The following is a 17,264-nucleotide window of genomic DNA, read 5'->3' as shown; positions in this document are numbered from 1 at the left end:
TTCAACCCCAATACTTCACATCAAAAACAAATTGCGCACAATATACTTGCATTCAACCTTTACTTCGATCTAATATTGCAAACAATTCAATTGCGCACAATATAAATTACAAAAGGAAGATACCATGACTACTCTATACAAAACACAAGCTACTGCTCTCGCTGGTCGTAACGGTCAAGTAAAAACGGACGATGGATTATTAGACTTAGAGCTTTCTTACCCTAAAGAGATGGGTGGTAGTGGTGCAGCAACCAATCCAGAACAGCTATTCGCAGCAGGTTACTCTGCGTGTTTTTCTAACGCGATTCTACACGTTGCTCGTGAATCAAAAGTAGAGCTAAAGCAAGCACCTGTGACCGCTGAAGTAGGTATCGGTCCAAATGAAAATGGTGGTTTTGCTCTAACAGTTAGCTTAGCGGCAACCGTTGAATTGCCACAACAACAAGCACTTGAACTTGTGCGTGTCGCTCATCAAGTATGCCCTTACTCAAATGCAGTAAAAGGCAACATTGATGTTCAAGTCACTGTGAATGGTGATGCTATCTAATCAGCTTTGTTCTTGCCTAACAGAAAATGCCGACCTCAAGAGAGTCGGCATTTTGTATCACGGTTAAAGAATATGAAACGTTCCACGTTGAGCATGTTTAGCTTGATATAAGGCTTGGTCAGCCATCGCGACCACACTTTCGATATCCTGCCCTTTTCGTAAGGCTTGAATATGAGTCACCCCTAACGTCACGCTAAGGTCAGTTGGCGTCTGATGTCTGATGCCTTCTTCTTGCACAGCCTCAATGATCGCTTTTGCCAACTCTTCAACCTCAGCCAGTTGATACTGTTCTAGGTAGAGTAGGAACTCATCGCCACCATAACGATAAACGTTCATACAGAACTTCATTAAGCACTCAGAAATCAGTTTAAGAACCAGATCGCCATAGAGATGTCCATATTCATCATTAAGCTGTTTGAACTTATCGAGATCGACCATCACGATCGTCACAGAACGCCCTAACTGACAAGCCTGATGCAATTTTTCAGGCAGTAACTTATCCAATGCATAGCGGTTATAGCATTGCGTCAGGTGATCAATCACGGTCAAACGTTCTAACTCTTTGGCTTGTCTTTCTATTTTCGCCATCATTTGCTTGTGCGCCGTGATATTAGTCACCGTATAAATCGCTTGTTTCTTGCCACTGACAGGAGAAATCGATGCGGTGAAATACTGAATATGCTGCGGACCGGTAGAATGATCAACGTGTTTGAGGTCGGCGGGATTGATGGCGTATTGATGCTCAACTAGACGGTGTTCATCAATGGACAGGCAAATTGCCTCGCTTAAACTATCTGCAACATCATGTGGTAATACATCATGATGTGTTTTACCGATTAACGTATGCAGATCATGGTGTTTCGTAGAGTCACTACCACCTAAGCAATTTAAGTAGGTCCCTTGGTAATTAACCACAAGCGCAGGTTCTGGTAAAGCATTGAGATAAGGCTCTATTTTTTCTTTTGTTTGTGCGGCCACATCATCTAAATTCAATTCCATTTCATCGTTATACTTTCAGAAAAAGTTAACCTAGTATGACATACTATATAATGCGTTACACGGATTTCATCGAACCTGAAGCGTGGTCGTACCAAGCCGGTGATTGAGTCACCGGCTTGTTCTTATGTTAGGCGCTGAACTCCTCTCGTAACGCCTTAGCCGCTAACACCATGTTGGATAACGAGGCCTCCGTTTCAGCCCAATTTCGGGTTTTCAGACCACAATCTGGGTTAACCCACAGACGCTGCGGTGGGATCTTCTCTGCCGCTTTATTGATCAAGCCTTCAATCCATTCTTTACTTGGCACGTTTGGCGAATGAATATCGTAAACACCCGGGCCAATTTCATTCGGATAGTTAAACTCTTCAAAGGCTTTAAGCAATTCCATATTCGAACGAGAGGTTTCAATGGTGATTACATCGGCATCAAGCGCGGCGACCGAATCAATGATTTCATTAAACTCGGAATAACACATATGGGTATGAATTTGGGTCTCTGGTTTGGCACTGGCAGCTGAAATCTTAAACGCATCGACGGCCCATTCTAGGTAAGCTTTATGGTCACGTTTTTTCAGAGGCAGACCTTCACGAATCGCTGGTTCATCAATTTGAATGATGTTGATTCCAGCATCTTGCAAGTCAGAAACTTCGTCACGCAGTGCCAATGCTAACTGGTCTGCAATCTCTTTACGGGTGATGTCTTCTCTAGGGAAGGTCCAACACAAGATAGTCACTGGCCCTGTCAGCATCCCTTTCATTTGCTTTGACGTCAGTGATTGCGCATAGGTTGACCACTCTACCGTCATTGGTTTCTCTCGCTCAATATCGGCAACAACTATCGCAGGTTTTACACAGCGCGAGCCGTAACTTTGCACCCAACCAAATTGAGTGGTTTGGAAACCGGCAAGATTCTCAGCAAAATATTCAACCATGTCATTGCGTTCAGCTTCACCGTGTACCAACACATCGAGATCTAACGCTTCTTGTCGTTTAACGGCATCGGCTATATGCCCTTTCAACGCATTCTCATAGTCGGCTTGCGTCAACTTACCCGCTCGATAAGCGCTGCGTTGTACTCGTATTTCGCTTGTTTGAGGGAAAGAACCAATGGTTGTGGTTGGAAACAGCGGCAAGCCTAACACTTCACTTTGATGTGCTGCTCGCTCAGCATAGGGGGCACTGCGCTCAGTTAAGGATTTGGTTATTTGACTTAAACGCGCCTGAACTTGAGGCTTGTTTACATGACTTGCCGTTTTTCGCGCTTGGATTGGCGCACTGTAAGTATCACAAGCCAGAATTGCATTTTGGTCTCCATCGAGTGCTTTACCGAGCAACGCCACTTCCGTCACTTTCTGTTTGGCAAAAGCAAACCAACTTTGTACTTCTTCACTCAGGCCCGGCTCCAACTCTACATCGACAGGGCTATGCAAAAGCGAGCACGAGCTGGCTACCCAAAGTCTATCACCCAACACTTTTTTGAGCGGTTGAAGCAGAGCAAGTTGCGCGCTGAGATCGGCACGCCACACATTACGACCATTAACAATACCTGCGGATAACACCCAGTGTTTGGGAAGCTTATCAGTCACTTGAATTAGCTGTTCTGGCGCTGCCGCTAAATCGATATGAAGGCCGTCAACCTCAAGCTCTACAATCTTATCAATCGAGTCCACAATCGAATCAAAGTAAGTGGTTAGCAGCACTTTCACATCACTGCGAATCACCTGATACGCCAATTTGAATGAGTCTCGCCAAGGCTTTTCTAATTCTAACGCTAAGATCGGCTCGTCAATTTGAACCCACTCCACCCCTTGTTTGGCAAGTTTCGCGAGGATCGCTTGGTAAGCCGTTAATACTCTTGGTAACAGAGTGAGACGGTCAAAACCTTCTTCAACTTCTTTTCCTAAGTACAGGTAGCTAAGTGGCCCTAATAAAACGGGTTTTACGTTATGACCTGCTTTTACGGCTTCGTTAACCTCTTCAAACAGTTGAGGCCAACTCACTTCGAATGTGTCGTCTTGGCTAAACTCAGGCACAATGTAGTGGTAATTAGTGTTGAACCATTTCGTCATATCCGAAGCTGCATGGCCACTGCAATCACAACTCGCTTGTGACTGGCCTCGACCAATTTTAAATAGGGTGTCCAAGTCAGGGAAACCGTTGCGATGACGCTTAGGTACATGGCCTAGCAGCAACGTAGTAGTCAGCACATGGTCATACCAAGCAAAGTCACCGGCAGTCACATAATCGAGTTCCGCCTGATTCTGCACCTTCCAATTACGCTGGCGCAGTTCGCTGCCCACCGCTTGCAGTTCCGCTTGGCTGATTTCACCGCGCCAATACTTCTCTAAGGCAAATTTCAGTTCGCGTTGTTCGCCAATGCGTGGGTAGCCGAGTATATGTGTGGTTGTCGTCATCGTGTTTATCCTTAAATTATCCAATTCATTTTTCATTCAGGGCAGACTCTCTGGGAAGTCTGGATGGCTAAAGCATCTCGCTATTCAATGGATTGAACAATCTCCAAATACTCAACTTGTTTATTAACTTTTTTCATGTAGAGGAATCGCATCATGTAGAAGTCTTATTTATAAAAACCACTAAACTTTAGACGTCTAGATGTTTACACTCCTATTAAATCAGTGTTAGGTTAATTGAATTCATACTTAGTGATGATCGATTGAAGGGAATTCATGGTAGAACTGAAGCACTTAAGAACACTGGCCACTCTTAGAGAAACAGGCTCTTTGACGGCAACCGCAACCACATTGCATTTAACGCAGTCAGCCCTTTCACATCAAATTAAAGATCTGGAAGCACGCATTGGTGGCCAGCTTTTTCTGAGAAAAACCCGGCCAGTAAAGTTCACTTCAGAAGGAGAGATCTTGCTGAGATTGGCTGACGATGTGCTACCACGTTTGGCAAAGGCTGAAAATGAAATCGCGAGCTTAAAAGAAGACGTCAATGGTCGCTTGCACATGGCGATCGAATGTCACTCTTGTTTCCAGTGGTTAATGCCCGCGCTGAAAGAGTATCAAGTGGCTTGGCCTAGCGTGACATTGGACTTCTCGTCCGGTTTTGGCTTTGAGCCTTTACCTGCCTTGCTTGCGGGGGATTTGGATCTGGTAATTACCTCAGACATTCAACCCCGCTCTGAAATTCACTACGAACCACTGTTTGATTTTGAGATGCGTTTGGTCACTGCCATCAACCATCCATTGGCACAAAAAGCGTGTATTGAGCCAGAAGACCTCGCTGACCAAACCATGCTCTCTTATCCTGTGCAGAAAAATCGACTTGATGTGGTCAAACACTTTTTGCAACCCGAAGGCATTGAACCCGCTAAGTGGAAGCAGGCCGACAATACGTTGATGCTCATTCAGATGGTTTCTGCGGGCTTAGGGGTCGCTGCCCTGCCCAACTGGGCGATCAGTGAGTTCTCACGCCAAGGGTTAATCAGTAGTATTCCGCTAGGAAGTGGATTGTGGCGACGTTTGTTTGCCGCGACTCGCCATGCAGATAAAGACAAACGCTACCTGCAAGCTTTCTTTAGTACCGCAAGGCAGCAGTCAAAGAGCCATTTAGATGGCATCAAAACGGTATAAACAGAAACGAAAAAGGAGGCATCACGCCTCCTTTTGCTATCGTTCGTAAGATTTGAATTGATTGGTGAGTGGGTCATATTGGTAGCCAAGTACATCTAGCTTTCCGACTACCGCTTCAACGTCCATCTCATACATAGACACAAGCTCTTCAAAAGAGCCGCATTCTAATCGCAGTTTTTCATTTACTATCCCAAGCAGAATAATACTGTCAAAACTGGTCACATTACTTAGATCCATGTTGGTCTCCTAGTTCCACACCCTCTTACTCAAGCGTAGCTACAAAACCACCATTGTGAAGTGAACTGGATCTAAAACTTTGGCCCTTTATAGTCCAAACAATGCTTGGTTTGAGGTCGTCGACAGCAACAAAAATGCCAACGCTATCGCAAGCTGACCTTTGTTGATCTCTTTGCTCGATAGCAAGTGCCAACACCACACAACCACAGCCGTAATCAGTAACGCAAAGCCTGTTAGCAGTGGTTGCGTCACAGATTCTAGAACACCACTGTCTAGCCCGTAAGATTTAAGCAAAATCGCGATACTCATCAACATGGCAGACAAAACCCCAACGACCGGTAAGATACGATGGAAAGCTTGTAAGCGAGTTCGTGCAATCGTGAGTAGTAGGTGTGCGAATAAACTCCCCAATAGGAAGATTTGAACAAACACACTCAGACCTGCCGCTAACGAAGTTTGAGCCATCATTTCGATTGCCACATACGACAGCGCCAGACCGTTAGCCAAGTACATTACCCATATCGGACCTTGGTCTCGTGTCTTTTTGGTTTGAACTTGAGAGTAGAAGTAAGCAATTGCAAACACCACCATCATCGCTTCAATACGCAGTGACGCGACCGCTAACCAAAGGATTGCCAGTGATGGCAGCATTTTGTGAATACGCCCACGTTGTCCAGGACAGATGTCCCCTTTAACAAGAATTAAGGTCAGAATAAGTTGTGCGCCCAATAGCATCGGAGCACATACGGCAAGTAACTGCTGAATCATGGTGTTATTAACGAAAATTAGTATAGGTTGCGGATGATAACAGACTGATTGATTTTAGCTATCAGTGAAGTGCTTCAAAACATCTTCCTGAGTGACCACACCCAAATACTCCCCTGCGCAGTTTACAATCACCCAAGGAGGCCGAACACCTTGCTTGAGTGTTTCACTGACTTGGTCGACGTTCTCTTGTAATTGAAGTGAGAAGAAGGTGCGTCGCACCACTTGATTGAGCGTTTTTTTACTGCTGAGCAGATCGCTGCGCGTTTCGAATTTCGTGGCATACGTCGGCGATAAATGAAGATTTATGTCTTCTAAGGTGACCAACCCAACGCACTTGGTTCCGTCTAATATCGGAATCACTTCAAGGTCGTACTGTTCATCATTGAACAGCTCGCTGGCTTTTTCAATTGTGTCACTCAAGCCGAGGCAAGGTAAATGAATCTGTGTTAATGCTAGAATGTTATGTTGCAGATCGCGCCCTTTATCAGCAAGGTGCGCATCGAGTTTTTCACAATAAGCCCAAGCTTGTTCTAGTTCGTGAATCGGCAGTGGTTTCGAAAAGTAATAACCTTGGATATAGTCGACCCCTAACCGACAGACCATATCCAGTTCACGGCTCGTTTCGACCCCCTCAGCCACCACTTTTACGTTCAAAGTATGAGCCAATTGAATCACCATCTGAACGATAAAGTAGTTATTGCTTCCTTCCGTTAAATCACTGACAAAACACTTATCAATTTTTACTAAATCGAAATTACTGTCACTCAAGTAGGAGAACGAACTGTAGCCAGTTCCAAAATCATCAATGGCGACTTTGACGCCTCGATTGCGGATATTTCTGATTAACGAGGATTGCTGAGATTCACTGTCAAAATAGGCGCTTTCTGTCAGCTCAATGGTGACCGATTCTGGGTTCTTTGCGTATTGATGCACTAGGGAATCCGCGCTTTGCAGTACTTCATTAGGGTCGAGTTTGGTATTGAGTGAACGATTGATGGTTATCCCTAAATGGTCGCCAAATCGTTCTTGAATATACGTGAGGTCTTTAAGTGCTCGGCACCCCACGCACCAATCCAAATCAGAGACTAGATCAAGGTCTTCAGCGATGCTAACCATCTCTTGGGTATTGAGCATCTGTCCGTTTGAACCTTTAAATCGACTTAACGCTTCAAACTTGACCACATCCCAATTATCAGTGGAAATGATCGGTTGATAATATACGTCGACGGCACTCGCTTTAATCAGGTGTTCGGCACACTCTTCCAGTTCTTTGCGTCTCAACACTTGCTTATGCAGTGCTCCATGATAAAAAGCAATATGCCCTCGTCCTTTGTTGCCATGCTCTAACATCGCTTGCACCGCATGAGGCACCAACAACTTAACATCGTGCGCATCTTGGCCCAATACCGACACACCTACTCGGCCTTCAACAATCGAATTGTGAATGTCGACGCCACCTTGACGGTCAACCCAGCTAAAGAAACGGCGTATAGCCTGATGGATCATGCGAATCTGACTGGGCCCTTTGGCTCTCATACATTCAACACAGACAACAAAGTAATTGTTGCCTAAATACCCGACTTCCGAAGTCATTGTATTTTGATACAGATAATCAGAGAGACGAGACTTTAAGTCAAAATCGTCCTCCTCTTTAAAATCCGGATTAAAGGCCACCACCATCGCGACTTTATCTTCTGACTCTGGATATTTTTTCTGAGTGAGCGACCGCGTAAACTGACGCTCTGTCGGCAATTGGGTTAGGAGCTCAATTCCCCCATGTTCTATATCGGCCAATCGGTAAAGATTATCGGATAAGTCTAAAAGTGTGATGATGTAAAAAATGCCCTCTTCAATCGTGACCGTTTGAATCGTGACATCTTGAGGGCATGATCGCTTATTCGCATTTTGGACTAACATGACGCCAGACCAATGAGCGCCCTGCTCTACGTGGTACCATATTTTTTGATAAAAGTGAGGGCTGTGTTTATCGGATTGAAGTCGTGATAAGGGTTGCCCTTTAAGGTCCACATTGTTGTATTTGAGCAGTGAAAGAAGATAGTCATTTGCCACAACGATGTGTTGACTCTCATCGACCACCAGCACTCCGTGATGAGTGTTATTAAACAACTGGCTAAACAGTGCCCCAATACTCAGTGCCGACGCTTGGAAAAAGAACAGTGGTGTCAAGGTCCCCGATACATGCTGATAGTTTTCAGCGTGAAAAGTGAGCTCAACATAACAACACTGACCGCCATCAAGTCTTAAGCAGCAGTTGAAATGCCGTTCATCTTGTTTCGGTTGAGTCTGAGTCAACATTTGAATCAAGCGCGTCTGATCCACGTAACTCATGCACGGTAATAACGGATTCCCGGTCAGTTGTGGTAGCTCAGCCCTCAGTAGGCTGTGGCACTGAGCGTGATCAATGGATAAATGATGATGTGCCGTGTCCCATCGCCACGAAATGCTCTTTGCGTCACGAGCTTCCGTATCAAAGGCCTTAGATGTTACGTCACTGCCGGGCATTACATCCATTTACCCTCCATCTTTAGTTTATCTGTTACTACAACTAAAGATTAGGACACCTTGAGCTAATTGATATATTTATTATTAGTAAAATACGTTAGCACGCCTTTCTGAGTAACGAGCCCTTTGAACTCGCCCTCATCATCGACTAAGCACCAAGGAAACTCGACGCCATCACTCAACAGATTTGGGATTTGGTTAAGCGCAGTATGCCAATGTAACGTACTGTTCACTGGCTTCATGAGTCGATTAGCCGGTTTGTGCCAGTAATGGTTTTCTTTGGTCGACTCTAGATCCGTTCCCATCGCAGGCGTAAGGTGCAAGTTCATTGTATACACGTCCACCACACCCACGCAGACTTTTCCATCAATGACAGGCAATGCATCACTTTTAGATTGCTCAAATCGCTGGTAAATCAGAGAGAGCGGATCGCCGGGGTCAAGGTGAGGAGCAGCTTCCACCAGCTTACCTAGGCCACCAACACATTCTGTCTGCACCAACGAGGGCACTTCACAGTAGTGGTCCATTTTCTTAAGTTCGTTGAGCGGTAACGGCTTAGAAAAAAAGTAACCTTGGATATAACGAACGCCAAGTTGATGAAGATTCGCAAGTTCTTGCTCCGTTTCAACCCCCTCTGCAACCACTTCCAAATTCAGTTTATAAGCGAGTTGAATCAAAGATTGAATGACATCGAACTGGCGAGAGGGTTGTTGTAGGTTTTGGATAAACACCCGATCGATTTTCAGAATATCAAACAAGCATTCTTTGAGGTAACGAAATGAGGTACTCCCCGTTCCAAAGTCATCAACCGCGATCTTCACCCCCGCATTTCTTAACTCTGACAGCAATGCCTTGTTCTTTTCGTCATTTTCAAAATAAGCACTTTCTGTAAACTCTAGTACCACTGAACATGGCTCAGCCTGTTTTGAATCCAACACTTTAGCCGCACTTTGCAAAATGGTAGTTAACTCTTCTTTAGCGTTGAGTGAGCGATTCACTGAGAGGCAAATATGCGCACCAAATTTCTCACGCAGTTCAGGTAAGGCTGTAATCGCCTTTGAAAGCACTAGGTCATCTAACTCGATAACCCGGTTGAGATCTTCAACAGCAGTGACGAACTCTTCTGTCGTCGCAACAAAAGCTCCATTAGCAGGGAAACGACATAGGGCTTCAAACTTATCAATTCTTCGACTCTCCAGATCCACAATAGGTTGGAAGTAAACATCGATACATCCCTGATCTAGCGTGTCGAGGACATGTTGCTCAATGTTCTTTTTCCGTTCTAGCTGATTGTGAATTTGGCGATCATAGAAGTTCACTCTTCGCTCATGCCCTGCGTGGACTTCCAATACGGCTTGATACGCATGAGAGACGAGTTGCGCTGGCGATCTGGCATCCGCCTGATAGACAGACACACCGGTTAATCCTCGTTTTAGTGATTCGGCCACTGAGGTTTGTGCGTGCTTAAAACTATGGAAAAACCTTGAAATTGAACGGCTAATTTGTCCCACTGCGCTTTGCCCTTCAGTGAAAGTAAAAGGTACGCACACGACAAAGCAGCCTTGCCCTAAGTAGCCGCACGTTAAAACATGGGTCGTGTCTTTTAGGTAGCTGGCGAACTGGCGTTTAATTTCTCGATCGTCACTGGGTAGATCTGGCAGTAAGGCTAACACCACGATGCCTTGACCTTGCTCTAGTTCGTCACAATATTTCGCCAAACGAGACACAAAACGTTCTTTATTAGGAAGTTGGGTAAGCAGCTCCACTCCACCACTTTCGACGTCTTCTACCCGTTCTAACTTGCCCGATAGATCCGATGACACCGCCAGATAAAACCCTTTGTTAGTGGAGGATGTCACTTTCTGTATGGTCAAATCTTGTGTAAAGGTGCCACCGCTGGCGTGTCGTGACAGTATCGTTCCGTTCCACGAGTCATTGTTCGATAGCGCTTGCCACAGCTGTTGGTAATACGCTTTGTTATGGTTTTGAGAGTTAAAGATTGCGGTACGCTGACCAAGGATCTCTGGTAGTTGGTAACCACTCAATTTCTCATATGTCGAGTTGCAGGCCATCACTTGTGTCCGCATATCGGCGATTAGAATGCCATGATGAGGATTATCAAACACCGAGCTAAAAATGTTAGCAAGGTCGTGTGTATCTTCTATTTGGATTAACGGCAGCAAGGTTCCGTACAGCTGGTGCTCGTTGCATTTTGAAATGGTAATGTGAGCGTAAACTAACAAGGTGTTTGGAGTGTGTAAGCAACATTGAATGCTTTGCGTTTCTCCGCTATCAAGCGCGATTTGAAAGGCGCGTTTGATCTGTTCTCTTTTATTTGGCTGTATCAACTCAAGTAATGAGGATGCTTTGATCACCTGATGACTATCGAACAAACGTTTTTTTAAGGCCTCGTCACAATCTAATCGTTGGTGTTGTAAGTCAATTTTCCATTCGTGCTGAACAAAGGGTTGCCACTCTAGGCCCTTCTCACCTACCCCTCGGCTGTTTTTGTCTTTTAAACCTAGCATGCCGGCATCCTTATCAATAGCCGCTTTGTTTCATAGTATAGAACAGCAAATAAGCAATTTTTCCAATTGAGTTAACAGTTTAAAATCCCTATGGAATTTAAGGGAAAATTTACCTGAGTACCAAGTCAATATTGAGGTAGATAGTCATCGCCCAAGTCGCTATAATTCGCGCTCCCTGGAACAGAGAGCAAAATATGTACAGCAACGTGACTCCTATTCATGAGCATAAAAAATATTGGGCAGAATGCTTTGGCACTGCACCATTTCTTCCTACCACTCGCAAAGAGATGGATGCCCTAGGATGGGATAGCTGTGACATCATTATCGTCACCGGTGACGCATACGTCGATCACCCAAGTTTCGGTATGGCGATCATTGGTCGACTTCTTGAAGCTCAAGGATTTCGAGTCGGTATCATTGCTCAACCAGAGTGGAACAACAAAGACGCGTTCATGAAACTGGGTAAACCAAACCTATTCTTTGGCATTACCGCAGGTAACATGGACTCGATGATCAACCGCTATACAGCGGATAAAAAACTGCGCCACGATGATGCCTACACACCAAACAACGAAGGCGGTAAGCGCCCGGACCGTGCAACCTTGGTGTATTCGCAGCGTTGTCGTGAAGCGTACAAAGGTGTGCCCATTGTTCTAGGTGGCATCGAAGCCAGTCTTCGCCGCTTAGCTCACTATGACTACTGGTCTGATAAAGTTCGTCGCTCGGTGCTGTTTGATGCCAAAGCTGACATCTTACTGTTTGGTAACGCAGAACGTGCACTGGTTGAAGTCGCACACCGCCTCGCAGATGGTGAAGAGATTGCCTCTCTGACTAACATTCGTGGCACAGCGGTTAGCCTAGCTGCAGCGCCAGAAGGCTACAATATTGTTGACTCATCGCGTATTGAGAAACCGCGTAAAGAAGCCTTCATTCCACCAAACCCTTATGTGGTTGAAGAGCAATGTGATACCAAGGCAAAAACGCAAGAACCAGAAGCCAAGCCCATTGCCATTCGACCATCTCGTCACGATGCAGCAACGACAGCCGTTCGTATTCCACCGTTCGAGAAGCTGAACAACGACCGTATTCTTTACGCTCATGCCAGCCGCATCATGCACTTGGAAACCAACCCATATTCTGGTCGTGCATTAATTCAACGCCACGGTGATCGTGAGCTGTGGGTAAACCAAGCCCCAATCCCGTTGACGACCGAAGAGATGGATTACGTATTCGGTCTTGGCTACGCTCGTGTACCGCACCCAATGTACGGCAAAGCGAAGATCCCTGCGTACGACATGATCAAAACCTCGGTAAACATCATGCGTGGTTGTTTCGGTGGTTGTTCATTCTGTTCGATTACCGAACACGAAGGTCGTATCATCCAGAACCGTTCAAAAGAATCGATCTTGAACGAACTTGAAGAGATCCGCGACAAAGTACCGGGCTTTACGGGTACGATTTCCGATCTTGGTGGTCCAACAGCGAACATGTATCGTCTTGGCTGTAGCGATCCTAAAGCAGAAGCAAACTGTCGCCGACCTTCTTGTGTTTTCCCAGGCATCTGTAACAAGCTGAATACCGACCATAAACACACCATCGACCTTTACCGTGAAGCACGTAAAGTGAAAGGCGTAAAGAAAGTAATGATCGCATCGGGCGTGCGTTACGACTTGGCCATTGAATCACCAGAATACGTACGTGAACTGGTGACACACCACGTTGGCGGCTATCTAAAAATCGCGCCTGAGCACACGGAAAAAGGCCCACTGGATCTGATGATGAAGCCGGGCATGGGTACTTACGACCGCTTCAAAGAGATGTTCGAGAAGTACAGTGCTGAAGCAGGTAAAAAACAGTACCTGATCCCTTACTTTATTTCGGCGCACCCGGGCACTGAAGACGAAGACATGCTGAACCTTGCCTTATGGTTGAAGAAAAACAGCTTCGAGTGTGACCAAGTCCAGAACTTCTACCCATCGCCGATGTGTAATGCGACGTCAATGTATTACTCAGAGACGAACCCACTGAAACGTGTGAAATACAAGAAGCGTGAAGATCTGCCTGTTGCAAAAGGTGAGCGCCAACGCCGCTTACACAAAGCACTGCTTCGTTACCACGATCCAGACAACTGGCCGATGATTCGTGAAGCCCTTATTTCGATGGGCAAGAAACACCTTATTGGTGACAAGCCTAGCTGTCTTGTTCCTGAAGAAGACATCGATGCGAAAACACCCGCTCAACGCCGTAAGTCAGGCCGTCATGGTTCTCAGCGTTTCGCTACCAAACACACAAAGAGCCAACCAGGCTTTGAGAAGATGAATGGTGAGCAACGCGGTAATGGCCGAGGAAAGCCGAGCAACAATCAAAACGGCAGCGGTCCAAAAGGCGGCAATACCGGTAATCGCAATGGTAAGCCAGGCGGAAAACCAAACGGCAAGCCTTCAGGTAACCTTAACGCGTCTGGAAATGGTAAGCCACCAGCAGGTCGTAAACCAAAACGCCGTTAAGCCGTTGAGTTAAGAAGACAAACCAAAATCGCAGCCTAGAGCTGCGATTTTTTATTTTTACCCGCGCAATCTATCGGCGAGCCAACATATATTCGATGAAGTCAGATTCAGTCAGTGGCTTACTAAAATAGTACCCTTGGATATACTCCACCATTTTAGCTTTGGCATAGATAAGTTGTTCGACCGTCTCGACCCCTTCTGCAACCACAGGCTTGTTTAAGTTTTTCGCTAACGACGCGACCGAGTTAAACACCGTCTGCAATTTAGCGTCTTCCACCACATGAGTCACGAATGCGCGATCAATTTTGATCTCATCAAAACTAAGGCGACACAGATAACTCAAACTGGAAAAGCCTGTCCCGAAATCATCAATGGAAATTCTAAAACCGTAACCTTGCAGCCGCTCTAAGGTTTGATTGACGTAGTTAAAGTTGTCGATCAAGGCTGACTCCGTCAATTCTAGTTTGATTTGCATTGGCGACAATTGATGGTTCGAAATGGAGGTCATCAACTTATCAATGAAATCAACATCGAGAATCTCTACCACACTGATGTTTAGGGCAAACAACAGAGTTTGGGTCTCTATACCTTGAGCTTCCAGTTTTTTCACCAAGTTAGCGAGCTGGCCAATATTGAACTTAGTGAGCAGTCCAATATCACCTATACGTTCGGCAATTGGAATAAACTCCACTGGCGAGACAAACTCGCCATTGAGTGTCCAACGGATCAGGCACTCTGCCCCGGCGACGCTTTGTGACTCGGTCTCGTGAATCGGTTGAAACAAGACATAGAAATCTTGATCCAACTTATCTCGACTGAGGGCAGCACGAAACTCAGTTTCCAAGTTATTTTGATGTTCGATTTGACGAGCCAGTTCTTCTTGAAATTCAGCCAGCCGCACTCGCTCGCTGAGAACATCAAGAATCGCCATTTCTGCCTTGTTTAGACTTAACTCATGCGCATCACCAGGTTGTTCAACGTAATAACCAAGTGCGACGTTACTGAAAAAGTGGCGCTGATTAAAATGGAACGGTTCATTGAGCAAGGCGTAGAAACGCTCAACATTAAAGTTAATCTCAGGAGGAATAAACACATTAAAACTGTCGGTTGAATGTTTACTGCAAATCGCATCGGGGATGTCACTCATCACCCTTGATAAGACTTCCATAAACACAAGGTTTGCAACCGCGGTTCCCCATATTTCATTGATGCGTTGATAATTACAAATACGCACGCAGCAGACCGTACCGCATTGATCTTTCGCATTGAGATTAGAAAGAAAAGCCTCTCGGTAGAACAAACCGGTATGAGGGTCTTGCGTCGACAATTGACGATTCAGCCGACGAGTGGCGATCAGTTCGCTGTGCTCGATCAGGTACAAGATGTAATAATCTTTATATTGGATCAGTGACAAAACTGCCCATTCAACATTTTTGTCAGGGTAGCTTAACCCAATCTCCCACTGAGCATCTTGATGGGTGGCCATTGAATGACGCAACTTTGCCTGCAGATCAAAGCCCTCAAAGCTTTCATCAATCACTCTGACATTGCCTGCAAAAAGGTAATCGCCTTTCGATACACGAAATAGCTCCGAAGCTTGAGTCGAAATTTCGCAAACCTCTAACGACTCTTCCACAACCACATAAGCGATGTGCATGGCTTCAATTTGATCACTCAAGTTATTCATCGCGCCTCCAGCGATTTTATTACCTGATAAGGCAATAGCTCCAACGCATACACCCCATCCACTCCACCTTTCTCTATCGCTTCTTTCGGCATCCCATAGATTAAGCAGCTTGCTTCACTCTGAGCGAATGTTCTTGCGCCAGCATGATGAAGTTCAAGCATGCCTTGTGCTCCATCATCCCCCATACCCGTCAAGATGACACCAATCGCATCTCTACCCGCGGCTTTTGCTGCCGAGCGAAACAGAACATCAACCGATGGTTTATGCCTTGAAACCAACGGACCGTCTTTTAATTCTAGGTAATAATGCGTTTGTTTGCGTTTTAACAGGGTATGCACACCACCGGGAGCGATGTATACCCAGCCTGCTTTCAACTCTACTCCCTCACTCGCCTCTACCACGGTTTGCTCTATTTCATTGTTTAGCCGCATCGCAAACGCACGAGTAAATTTTTCAGGCATGTGCTGAACCACCACAATTGGCGGGCCAGATATAGGCGTATGGTGCAAAAAATGGCGTACCGCCTCTGTCCCACCTGTTGATGCCCCTATCACGATAACTTTGTCTGCGCCTTCGGTCGGAGAACATGACTTATAATCCAACACCACATCCGCATTGTTATGCGTCCGGTAGCTGTGTTCACCGATGTACTTGAGTGTTTTGACCTTCGCTTTGGCGGCTTGTTTGATTGCATTTAAAATCACCACCACTTGTTGAGAATGCAGATAGTCATTGAGCTGAGATTGAGGTTTATTGATCACTTCAATCGCCCCAGAGGACAGCGCCTCAAGACTAAGCTGTGGATCGGCTTCAGTTTTCGCGGAACATATAACGATCGGGGTTGGGTGGGTCGACATAATATGGCGTAAGAAAGCGATGCCATCCATTTTCGGCATCGCAATATCTAAAACCACTACGTCCGGCCAGTCCTTCACCATCTTGCGTTCAGCAATGAGTGGGTCCGGTGCTGAACCACAAACGGTCAATTGAGGATCGCTTTCGATGACCTCTCCAAGAACCTGACGCATAACAGCGGAGTCATCAACGATGAACACTCGAATCTTATTCATGCTGACTCCTTCCGATAGACGCAGTTGTCGACAAACCGCATCTTCGGGTGCTGTTTTAGGACATTCTCACTATGACCTAGAAACAAGTAGCCCCCGTGATGCAATTGATTTATCACACCATCAACAATTTGGTTCTGTTTCTCAACATCAAAATAAATAAGGACATTGCGCAGGAATATGGCATGAAACGGTTGATCAAATTTTGGTGACAGGAGGTTCTGCTTAATGAAGTGGCAACGTCGGCGTAACTGATTAGATATAGTGAAGTAACCGTCAAACTCCCCGACCCCTTTAAGACAATACGCCCTTTTTAACTCAGTAGGAATCTGCCCAACCAAGCTAATATCATACTGACATGCTTTAGCTTGAGTCACTGCGGCTTGAGAAATGTCGCTGCCCGTAATGGACCACTGTCTTGCGCCCAAGCTCTGATCCAATACCATTGCAAGGCTATAGACCTCTTCACCTGTCGAGCATGCTGCACTCCACACTCTTATTGGCGCACTGGTTGGCCACTCTTGAATCACATCGCTGAGTTGCTCAAACTGCTGCGATTCACGGAAAAACCGGGTTTCATGGGTGGTCAAACGGTCGATAAAGTAATCCAGCTCCTCACCATTTTTTGGTGTATACAAGAGTTGAATGTAGTCATCAAACGTTGTGCAATCTCGGTAAGGTAACCTGGTCTTCAAGCGGCTTTCAACCATCACTCGTTTATGCTCGCCGAGGTGGATACCGGTGTGGGTTTCCATCAGTTTTTGTATCGATTTAAATTGAGCCTTGTTGATGATGCCATTCAT

At 45.7% G+C, this 17,264-nt stretch carries 12 protein-coding genes; 3 read left to right on the top strand and 9 right to left on the bottom strand.

Annotated features, from left to right (window positions below; all coding sequences use genetic code 11):
- The first annotated feature begins 124 nt into the window (after positions 1–124).
- On the top strand, positions 125–547 hold the full coding sequence (gene ohr / locus EJ063_RS07265; RefSeq protein WP_126573473.1) for an organic hydroperoxide reductase Ohr: 423 nt from the start codon (positions 125–127) through the stop codon (positions 545–547).
- Between the two features lie 63 nt (positions 548–610).
- Here ohr and EJ063_RS07260 read toward each other — a convergent pair whose 3' ends face one another.
- Complete coding sequence (locus tag EJ063_RS07260; protein ID WP_126573471.1) at positions 611–1,546, bottom strand: sensor domain-containing diguanylate cyclase; 936 nt, start codon at positions 1,544–1,546, stop codon at positions 611–613.
- Positions 1,547–1,673: 127 nt separating this feature from the next.
- A complete protein-coding gene (gene metE / locus EJ063_RS07255) occupies positions 1,674–3,959 on the bottom strand; it encodes a 5-methyltetrahydropteroyltriglutamate--homocysteine S-methyltransferase (RefSeq protein ID WP_126573469.1) in 2,286 nt (761 codons plus the stop codon).
- 273 nt (positions 3,960–4,232) lie between these two features.
- Between metE and metR the strand changes: the two genes are divergently transcribed.
- A complete protein-coding gene (metR, locus tag EJ063_RS07250; protein WP_126573467.1) occupies positions 4,233–5,144 on the top strand; it encodes an HTH-type transcriptional regulator MetR in 912 nt (303 codons plus the stop codon).
- 36 nt (positions 5,145–5,180) lie between these two features.
- On the opposite strand, the gene EJ063_RS07245 is transcribed toward metR, so the two are convergent.
- The 4 genes from EJ063_RS07245 to EJ063_RS07230 all read right to left on the bottom strand — a co-directional run bounded on the left by EJ063_RS07245 (position 5,181) and on the right by EJ063_RS07230 (position 11,200).
- Positions 5,181–5,381 (bottom strand): DUF4250 domain-containing protein, encoded by a 201-nt coding sequence (locus EJ063_RS07245; RefSeq protein ID WP_126573466.1) that lies wholly within the window; start codon positions 5,379–5,381, stop codon positions 5,181–5,183.
- A gap of 87 nt (positions 5,382–5,468) precedes the next feature.
- On the bottom strand, positions 5,469–6,149 hold the full coding sequence (locus tag EJ063_RS07240) for an HI_1241 family integral membrane domain (RefSeq protein ID WP_126573464.1): 681 nt from the start codon (positions 6,147–6,149) through the stop codon (positions 5,469–5,471).
- Between the two features lie 54 nt (positions 6,150–6,203).
- Positions 6,204–8,681: a sensor domain-containing phosphodiesterase gene (locus tag EJ063_RS07235; RefSeq protein ID WP_244225160.1), complete on the bottom strand. Its 2,478-nt coding sequence runs from the start codon at positions 8,679–8,681 to the stop codon at positions 6,204–6,206.
- Positions 8,682–8,737: 56 nt separating this feature from the next.
- The gene (locus EJ063_RS07230; RefSeq protein WP_126573463.1) at positions 8,738–11,200 is read right to left on the bottom strand and encodes an EAL domain-containing protein; all 2,463 of its coding nucleotides are present in this window, start codon (positions 11,198–11,200) and stop codon (positions 8,738–8,740) included.
- A 194-nt stretch (positions 11,201–11,394) separates the two neighbouring features.
- Here EJ063_RS07230 and EJ063_RS07225 point away from each other — a divergent pair, with 194 nt between their 5' ends.
- Entirely contained in the window at positions 11,395–13,707 is a 2,313-nt protein-coding gene (locus EJ063_RS07225) for a YgiQ family radical SAM protein (protein WP_126573461.1), read from the top strand.
- A 70-nt stretch (positions 13,708–13,777) separates the two neighbouring features.
- Here EJ063_RS07225 and EJ063_RS07220 read toward each other — a convergent pair whose 3' ends face one another.
- From EJ063_RS07220 to EJ063_RS07210, 3 genes are read right to left on the bottom strand one after another with little or no spacing between them, the layout of a single operon-like run.
- Positions 13,778–15,394 (bottom strand): bifunctional diguanylate cyclase/phosphodiesterase, encoded by a 1,617-nt coding sequence (locus tag EJ063_RS07220; protein ID WP_126573459.1) that lies wholly within the window; start codon positions 15,392–15,394, stop codon positions 13,778–13,780.
- On the bottom strand, positions 15,391–16,464 hold the full coding sequence (locus EJ063_RS07215; RefSeq protein WP_126573457.1) for a protein-glutamate methylesterase/protein-glutamine glutaminase: 1,074 nt from the start codon (positions 16,462–16,464) through the stop codon (positions 15,391–15,393). The genes EJ063_RS07220 and EJ063_RS07215 overlap by 4 nt, the downstream gene beginning before the upstream one ends.
- The gene (locus EJ063_RS07210; protein ID WP_126573455.1) at positions 16,461–17,264 is read right to left on the bottom strand and encodes a CheR family methyltransferase; all 804 of its coding nucleotides are present in this window, start codon (positions 17,262–17,264) and stop codon (positions 16,461–16,463) included. The genes EJ063_RS07215 and EJ063_RS07210 overlap by 4 nt, the downstream gene beginning before the upstream one ends.

Source organism: Vibrio aquaticus (assembly GCF_003970385.1).
GTDB classification, from domain to species: Bacteria; Pseudomonadota; Gammaproteobacteria; order Enterobacterales; family Vibrionaceae; genus Vibrio; species Vibrio aquaticus.
Note: the sequence above shows the minus strand (reverse complement) of the source record. Positions and strands in the feature narration are given on the sequence as shown.

Bases quoted from the DNA above. Each gene is read 5' to 3' on its own strand.
- ohr (WP_126573473.1), top strand. From the start codon at position 125: ATGACTACTCTATACAAAACACAAGCTACTGCTCTCGCTGGTCGTAAC.
- EJ063_RS07260 (WP_126573471.1), bottom strand. From the start codon at position 1,546: ATGGAATTGAATTTAGATGATGTGGCCGCACAAACAAAAGAAAAAATA.
- metE (WP_126573469.1), bottom strand. From the start codon at position 3,959: ATGACGACAACCACACATATACTCGGCTACCCACGCATTGGCGAACAA.
- metR (WP_126573467.1), top strand. From the start codon at position 4,233: ATGGTAGAACTGAAGCACTTAAGAACACTGGCCACTCTTAGAGAAACA.
- EJ063_RS07245 (WP_126573466.1), bottom strand. From the start codon at position 5,381: ATGGATCTAAGTAATGTGACCAGTTTTGACAGTATTATTCTGCTTGGG.
- EJ063_RS07240 (WP_126573464.1), bottom strand. From the start codon at position 6,149: ATGATTCAGCAGTTACTTGCCGTATGTGCTCCGATGCTATTGGGCGCA.
- EJ063_RS07235 (WP_244225160.1), bottom strand. From the start codon at position 8,681: ATGGATGTAATGCCCGGCAGTGACGTAACATCTAAGGCCTTTGATACG.
- EJ063_RS07230 (WP_126573463.1), bottom strand. From the start codon at position 11,200: ATGCTAGGTTTAAAAGACAAAAACAGCCGAGGGGTAGGTGAGAAGGGC.
- EJ063_RS07225 (WP_126573461.1), top strand. From the start codon at position 11,395: ATGTACAGCAACGTGACTCCTATTCATGAGCATAAAAAATATTGGGCA.
- EJ063_RS07220 (WP_126573459.1), bottom strand. From the start codon at position 15,394: ATGAATAACTTGAGTGATCAAATTGAAGCCATGCACATCGCTTATGTG.
- EJ063_RS07215 (WP_126573457.1), bottom strand. From the start codon at position 16,464: ATGAATAAGATTCGAGTGTTCATCGTTGATGACTCCGCTGTTATGCGT.
- EJ063_RS07210 (WP_126573455.1), bottom strand. From the start codon at position 17,264: ATGAATGGCATCATCAACAAGGCTCAATTTAAATCGATACAAAAACTG.